The 4719-nt window shown below is 71.3% G+C and carries 5 protein-coding genes; 3 read left to right on the forward strand and 2 right to left on the reverse strand.

Annotation, left to right across the window (positions count from 1 at the left end; all coding sequences use genetic code 11):
* The 3 genes from AC3XYG_RS42500 to AC3XYG_RS42510 form a co-directional block, all read left to right on the forward strand.
* Nucleotides 1–444, forward strand: a 444-nt coding sequence (locus AC3XYG_RS42500; protein WP_489145968.1) for an ABC transporter substrate-binding protein, incomplete at its 5' end; no start/stop codon positions are given.
* Nucleotides 445–453: 9 nt separating this feature from the next.
* A complete protein-coding gene (locus AC3XYG_RS42505; RefSeq protein ID WP_489145969.1) occupies nt 454–1458 on the forward strand; it encodes a FecCD family ABC transporter permease in 1005 nt (334 codons plus the stop codon).
* Nucleotides 1455–2246 (forward strand): ABC transporter ATP-binding protein, encoded by a 792-nt coding sequence (locus AC3XYG_RS42510; RefSeq protein ID WP_489145970.1) that lies wholly within the window; start codon nt 1455–1457, stop codon nt 2244–2246. The genes AC3XYG_RS42505 and AC3XYG_RS42510 overlap by 4 nt, the downstream gene beginning before the upstream one ends.
* Here the strand turns inward: AC3XYG_RS42510 and AC3XYG_RS42515 are convergent.
* Complete coding sequence (locus AC3XYG_RS42515) at nt 2209–3510, reverse strand: efflux RND transporter periplasmic adaptor subunit (RefSeq protein WP_489145971.1); 1302 nt, start codon at nt 3508–3510, stop codon at nt 2209–2211. The genes AC3XYG_RS42510 and AC3XYG_RS42515 overlap by 38 nt on opposite strands.
* A 5-nt stretch (nt 3511–3515) precedes the next feature.
* On the reverse strand, nt 3516–4719 hold a 1204-nt coding region (locus AC3XYG_RS42520), incomplete at its 5' end, for an efflux RND transporter permease subunit (protein WP_489145972.1).

A 4719-nucleotide genomic window follows, 5' to 3' on the forward strand; every position in this document is an offset into this window, starting at 1 on the left:
GAGGGGCTGGAGAGCGGCTCGCGCGGGTCGATCAACACCGAGATCATCGAACGCGTCGGCGCGGTCAACGTGGTCGAGGGCCTGCGCGACAAGGGCGGGCTGGTCACCGCCTCGGCCGAACAGGTGATCGCCTGGGCGCCGGACACGATCATCGCGCTCGACCGCCGCTTCGTGCAGGCGGTCGCCGCCAACCCGGACTGGCAGCCGGTGCCGGCGGTCAAGGCCAAACGCATTTTCCTGTCGCCGGGCCTGCCCTTCGGCTTCGTCGACTTCCCGCCCTCGGTCAATCGGCTGATCGGCCTGACCTGGCTGCTGCACACGCTGTATCCGGAGCAGGCGCCGGGCAATCTTCGGGACCAGGTCCGCGACTTCTACCACCTGTTCTACCAGGTCGACCTGACCGACGCCGATCTGGCCCGCCTGCTCGACGCACCCGGGGGCTGAGCCGCAGCCGTGCGGACAGCGACGGTCTTCCTGGTCCTGACGATCCTGCTGGTCGCGGCGGTGCTGGTCGCGTCGGGCATCGGCCCCTACCGCATCCCGCCGCAGGACGTGCTGGCCGCGCTGTGGCACCGGCTGTGGGGCGAGGCGGGGAATACGACCGCGGATACGGTGCTGTTCCGCATCCGCCTGCCGCGGGTGCTGGCGGCGGTGCTGGTCGGCGCCGCCCTGTCCGCCGCAGGCGCCGCCTATCAGAGCCTGTTCCGCAACCCGCTGGTGTCACCCGACATCCTCGGCGTCTCGACCGGCGCCGGCTTCGGCGCCGTGCTCGGCATCCTGCTCGGCCTGCCGGTGGCGGCGATCCAGCTGCTCGGCTTCGGCGGCGGCCTGGTGACGGTCATGGCCGTCGGCGCCCTGGCTCGCACCCTGCGCGGCGGTGGCGACGTGCTGGTGCTGGTCCTGGCCGGCATCGTGGTCGGCGCCCTGGCGGGGGCCGCCATCTCCCTGGTCAAGATCCTGGCCGATCCCTACGACCAGCTGCCGGCGATCACCTTCTGGCTGCTCGGCAGCTTGGCCGGCACCAAGGTGCAGGATGTCGCGGCGGTGTTGCCGGCGGTGCTGGTCGGCCTCGTGCCGCTGGTGCTGCTGCGCTGGCGCATCGGCGTGCTGTCGCTGGGCGATGACGAGGCCCGGGCGCTCGGCGTCGATGTCCGCCGCCTGCGCCTGCTGGTGATCGTGGCGGCGACGCTGATCACCGCCAGCGTGGTCGCCATATCGGGCGTCATCGGCTGGGTCGGGCTGATGGTGCCGCATATGGCGCGCCTGCTGGTCGGGCCGCGCTTCGACCGGCTGCTGCCGGCGGCCATCCTGCTGGGCGCCGCCTTCATGGTGGCGATCGACACGCTGGCACGCTCCGTCGCCCAGATCGAGATCCCGCTCGGCGTGCTGACCGCGGTGGTCGGCGGCCCGGTCTTCGTCTGGCTGCTGGCCCATGGCCGGCGGAGGCGGCTGCCGTGACCGCCCTGTCGGCCGAGGGCCTGTCGATCGGCTATGGCGCGACCATCGTGGCCACCGGCATCGGCCTGGCGCTGGAGGCCGGCAGCGTCACCTGCCTGCTGGGGCCGAACGGGGTCGGCAAGACCACGCTGTTCAAGACGCTGCTCGGGCTGATCCCGCCGCTGGCCGGGACGGTGCGGGTCGGCGGCGACGACCTGTCCCGGCTGAAGCCGGCCGCGATCGCCCGGCGCATCGCCTATGTGCCCCAGGCCTATCCCGGCGACTTCGCCTACACTGTGCTCGACCTCGTGGTGATGGGGCGTACGGCGTCGCTGGGCGCCTTCGCCACGCCCGGGAAGGCCGATCTCGACATCGCCATGCAGGCGCTCGACGCCCTCGGCATCGCCGCGCTGGCGCCGCGGGATTCGACGCGGATCTCGGGCGGGCAGCGGCAACTGGCGCTGATCGCCCGCGCCCTGGCCCAGCGCACCGGCGTGGTGGTGATGGACGAACCGACCGCCAGCCTCGACCTCGGCAACCGCCTGTTGGTGCTCGACCGGATCCGCGTCCTGGCCGCCGACGGGCTGGCGGTGCTGGTCTCGACCCATGAGCCGGAGCAGGCCTTCGCCGTCGCCGACCGGGTCGCGGTGCTCGGTCCCGACAATCATTTCGAGACCGGGCCGGTCGACGCCGTGCTGACGCCGCAGCAACTGACCCGGCTCTACGGCGTGGCCCTGACGGTCGAACGCACGCCGAGCGGCCGGCGCGTTGTCAGCCCGTCTTCTTCCCTGCCGTTGCCTGGCCGCTGACGGCCGGGCCGCCGGCCGGGGGCTGCTGTGCCGCCACCTGCACCCGCATGCCGTCGTGCAGCAGGGCAGGCGGGTTCAGCACGACCTGGTCGCCCTCGTTCAGCCCGGCCCGGATGTCCAGCGTGGCGCCGTTGTCGGCAAGCACATCGAGGTGATGCAGCCGGATCGCGCCATCGGCGTAGACGGCGGCCGACAGCCCGTGTTCGTCGAACACGATGGCCTGCGACGGCAGCACGATCACCGGGCTGGCGCGCGGGATGTCCAGCTTGACGATGCAGTACAGGCCGGCGGTCAGGGCGCCGTCGGCATTGTCGACATCGACCTCGGTCAGCAGGGTGCGGGTGCCCGGCTGCAGCGCGCCGGCGGTGCGGGCGACGCGGCCGTGGAAGACACGGCCGGGCAGCTGCGGCACCGTCACGGCGGCATCCTCGCCGTCATGCAGGGCGAAGTAATCCTCCTGCGGCACGAAGATCTGGATCCGCAGCGTGCTGGTCTGGACGATCGACAGCAGCGACGTGCCGGTCGAGCTGTCGGCCGTGGTCAGGGTGCCGACATCGAAGTTGCGGCTGGAGACGACGCCGTCGAACGGCGCCACCACCTTCTCGAAGCCGGTCAGCTGCTGCAGCCGTGACACGTCGGCCTGTTGCGCGATGATGCTGGCCTGGGCCGCGACCACGGCGGCGGCGCTGGCCTGCTGGCTCGACGTGTCGGTGTCGCCCTGTTCCTTGCTGGCCCAGCCCTGCGCCACCAGCCTGGTGGTGCGCTGGTTTGTGACGTCGGCCAGTCGCTCATTCGCCCGGTCCTGCGCCAGCGTCGCGTTGGTCTGCGCCAGTTGGGCCTGGGCCTGGGCCAGCTGCTGGTCCAGGTCCGGCGCGGCGATCACCGCCAGAACCTCGCCCGCCTTGACCTGGCTGCCGATGTCGACATTGCGCGTGGCGATGTAGCCGGTGGCACGGGCGAAGACGACGGCGCTGGCGAAGGCGCTGGTGGTGCCGGGCAGCTCGTCGACCTTCGGGCCCTGTTCCGCGGTCACCGCCACGGTCCGCACGATCGGCTGGTCGTCGCGGGTCTCGTTGCGGACCGTGGTCGCCTGGGCGTCGAGCGCGCTGCGGTTCCACAGCCCGAACCCGACCGCGGCGCCGATGGCGACGATTGCGGTCGCGCCCAGCAGCCGTGCGATCCGCCGCCGCCGGGGCGTCGTTCCGGTCGGGGTGGCGGCGTCCTTGGCCCCGTCCGTCACGGGGACCTCGATGTGCTGGTCCATGGTCATCACTCCGCGGGGGACGGGTGGGGCAGGGCGGCCTGGCGGCGCGAGCCCAGGCCGGCGTTCACGGCATAGAGGAAGGGCACGAACAGCAGGGTGGTCAGCGTCCCCGCGCCGACGCCGCCGATCACGGCGCGCGCCAGGGCGGCGTTCTGCTCTTCGCCCGGGCCGCCGATCGCCATCGGCAGCATGCCGACCATCATGGCGCAGGCCGTCATCAGCACCGGCCGCAGCCGGGTGACGCCGGCGGACAGCGCCGCCTCGAACGGGGAATGGCCGGCACGGCTCTGTTCCCGCGCAAAGGTCACCAGCAGGATCGAATTGGCCGAGGCGACGCCGACCGCCATGATCGCGCCCATCAGCGACGGGACGCTCAGGCTGGTGCCGGTGACGAACAGCGCCAGGACGATGCCGCTCATCGCACCGGGCAGGGCCAGCAGCACCGCCAGCGGATCGCGGAAGCTCTGGTAGTTCACCACCATCAGCAGGTAGACGAAGATGGCGGCGAAGGCGAGGCCGGTGCCCAGGTCGCGGAACGCCGATTCCATACTGCTGATCTGGCCGCGGATGGCGATGGTGTTGCCGGGCTGCAGCGTCTTCTGGGCATCGGCGACGATCGACTGCACCTGGGCCGCGACCCCGCCGAGATCGCGGGAATCGACACTGGCATAGACGTCGTAGACCGACTGGATGTTGCTCTGGTTATAGACCGACTGCACCGGCACCCGGTGCGGCGCGGCGATGTTGCCCAGCAGGTTCGGCACCACGCCGGCCTCGGTGGTGGTGGACCCGATCGGCGTGTTGTCGAGGTCGTTCAGGCTGGCGACCCGATATTCCGGCGTCTGCACCGCGAGGTAATAGGCGATGCCGTTGGCCGGGTCGGTCCAGAAGTTCGGCTCGACCTGGGTCGACGAACTGAGGCTGACATTCACGTCATTGGCGACGTCGGTCATGTTCAACCCCAGCTCCTGCGCCCGGGTGCGGTCGACCGTGTAGTCCAGCTCCGGCGCGTTCAGCTCCTGCTGCACATGCACGTCGACCAGGCCGGGGATCAGCGCCAGCTTGTCGCGCAAGGACTGGGCCAGCTTCTGGTTGCCGGCGCGGTCGCGGCCGGTGACCTGGACGTCGACCGGGCTGGGCACGCCGAAGTTCAGCACCTGGGTCACGATGTCGGAGGGCTGGACGTAGAACAGCGTGTCCGGGAACTGC

The organism is Inquilinus sp., from assembly GCF_057815775.1.